At 41.0% G+C, this 1978-nt stretch carries 3 protein-coding genes; all 3 read left to right on the forward strand.

The window, feature by feature from the left end:
• The first annotated feature begins 268 nt into the window (after window positions 1-268).
• The 3 genes from F6K22_RS39620 (at window position 269) to F6K22_RS39630 (ending at window position 1786) form a co-directional block, all read left to right on the forward strand.
• A complete protein-coding gene (locus F6K22_RS39620; RefSeq protein ID WP_293110520.1) occupies window positions 269-532 on the forward strand; it encodes a hypothetical protein in 264 nt (87 codons plus the stop codon).
• An 18-nt stretch (window positions 533-550) separates the two neighbouring features.
• Window positions 551-1393: a hypothetical protein gene (locus F6K22_RS39625; RefSeq protein ID WP_293110522.1), complete on the forward strand. Its 843-nt coding sequence runs from the start codon at window positions 551-553 to the stop codon at window positions 1391-1393.
• Between the two features lie 135 nt (window positions 1394-1528).
• On the forward strand, window positions 1529-1786 hold the full coding sequence (locus F6K22_RS39630) for a hypothetical protein (protein WP_293110524.1): 258 nt from the start codon (window positions 1529-1531) through the stop codon (window positions 1784-1786).
• The last annotated feature ends 192 nt before the right edge of the window (window positions 1787-1978 follow it).

The following is a 1978-nucleotide window of genomic DNA, read 5'->3' on the forward strand; positions in this document are numbered from 1 at the left end:
TGGGACAACAGTTTTTTTAATTCAGATTCTGTTTCTAATATTTGAGTTTTCGTTCTCATCTAATAACTGCAATCACTTAATAATTTTGTACCTATTTTATTGTAACAATCTTTTGGGAAATTGGTATTATTTACTGCAACTATCCCCACTGTCCTTTAAATCACACATATTAAGACTTATGAGTAATGCCATAATTGAGCATCAAAGTAGAACAGACATCAACATTTTTCAATGGAGGATAATACTCAAATTGACTCTACAGGTCCCTATGCACCAATTTACTGGCACAATCATCAGGATTATTGTTGGGGGCGGGACTTTTCCAGACAATAAGTTCACAGGAGTTGTCAAACATATTCAATTTGGAATTTTTCCAGACTTAGAACACTACCGCTTTCTCTACCGAGCTCATCCTTGGTTGGCAATACTGTTACCCAAACGTTGGTATGTTGATGCAGAAAAATTCTACTTGACTAGAGTTAATGGTATTTCCAATCCCCTAATCACAACATTCATCAGAAGACCTTTTTAAGTTTTATTAAGTATTGATATGACGGACTTAAACCTCGACATACCACCAGACAGAGAGGAACTGCCATTGCCTGATTGGTGTTCCGAAATTAAGGACACCTATCACGAACTATTCTATTTTCAGAGATGGAAAGAGGACGAAAAGTGGGCAGCATTCTTTGACGTGGTAGCAAAACGCGCACGATATTCTTACATTATTGAGGGGATGGTAGTTTTAGCTAACAAATATTACAAGCTCTACCAAGACCGAGGATACAAAACTTTTGAAGAATATCGCAAGAAAGAAGTCAAAAAGTCTAAGTGGCAATGCAATCAATTAGTCAAGGCAGCTAAAATCTCTTGGCATTTAATCTGCCAAGGCTTTGAAGAAATCCCCAACTGCGTTTCTCAAGCTATCCGACTACTAGAGTCTGCTATCAAGCGTGACAAGCACGAACCTGATGTTGTAGGCGGATGGGAAAGATGTGTCGAAGCTGCTCAGGAGGCTGATCGGCACATTACAGCAAATTTTATTGAGGCCGTGGTAACAGAAAACCCAGAGGAAAAGAGAAAACAGGTCAATCTCCCAATACCCGTATACAAAGGTTTGGAGAAAAAAGCGAAACGTTTAGGAATGACCCTTGCTGAGTATTTGAAGAAGTTAGCTCAAGAAGAAGAGTCGGAACCACCACAAGGACCGACTCCAGAGGGCGAACATCTACAAAATGAGTCATTTGCACAAAACAATAATACCACAGAGCATGACACCAGAACATCTCAAACAGTTTTTACTGATCAAGGAAAGTTGGGGGGTGAGTGCTGTGCTGAGATACTCCGAACTCGTCCTGAGTTCGGAGTATGTTACCCGGAGCCGCCCTATTGAGAAGTACACTGCCTATGCTCTCCCTGGAGAGGACAAGCGCGTAGCCACCCGTCGGCAACACGAAAGAAGCGTACAAGCTCAGTTCAACGACTATGGAAACATTAGACCAGCAAGATCACGAGCAAGGAGAATGCTATGAAGATTTCTGAACTCAAGAAAAAAATTTTTGAGATGGGTATATCTCCCCATCAAGTCCGTGACGAAATCGGAGGTTTGCGTCTGCGCTCAACTTGGGAATTTGCTTACGAGAAATACTGTTGTTATGAACAGTTGCCAGTTATTGAAACAATTAATACGATGCAGGAAGCAAATAATATTGTTGACTTTGTTCCTCCAGTCTCGGCGTTACTGTCCCCAGTCAAGTCAGTTATGGCAACAACAGAATGGAGGTAGAAGTAGAAGTCAAAGGGGGGGGACAGTGTACTATAAGCTGTCGAAAAAACAAAGAGATTGCTGGCATAATTAATATCTGGCGGAGATTACGACCAATTCATCCCAGCGTTAAACTGCCAAAATTATCCCCACAAAACCAGAAAACTTCAAAGTAGAAAACAAGAGCTGTTAACACTGGGGAAACAAATCGAT

The sequence above is a fragment of the Okeania sp. SIO2F4 genome (assembly GCF_010672385.1).
In the GTDB taxonomy this organism is placed as follows: Bacteria; Cyanobacteriota; Cyanobacteriia; order Cyanobacteriales; family Microcoleaceae; genus Trichodesmium.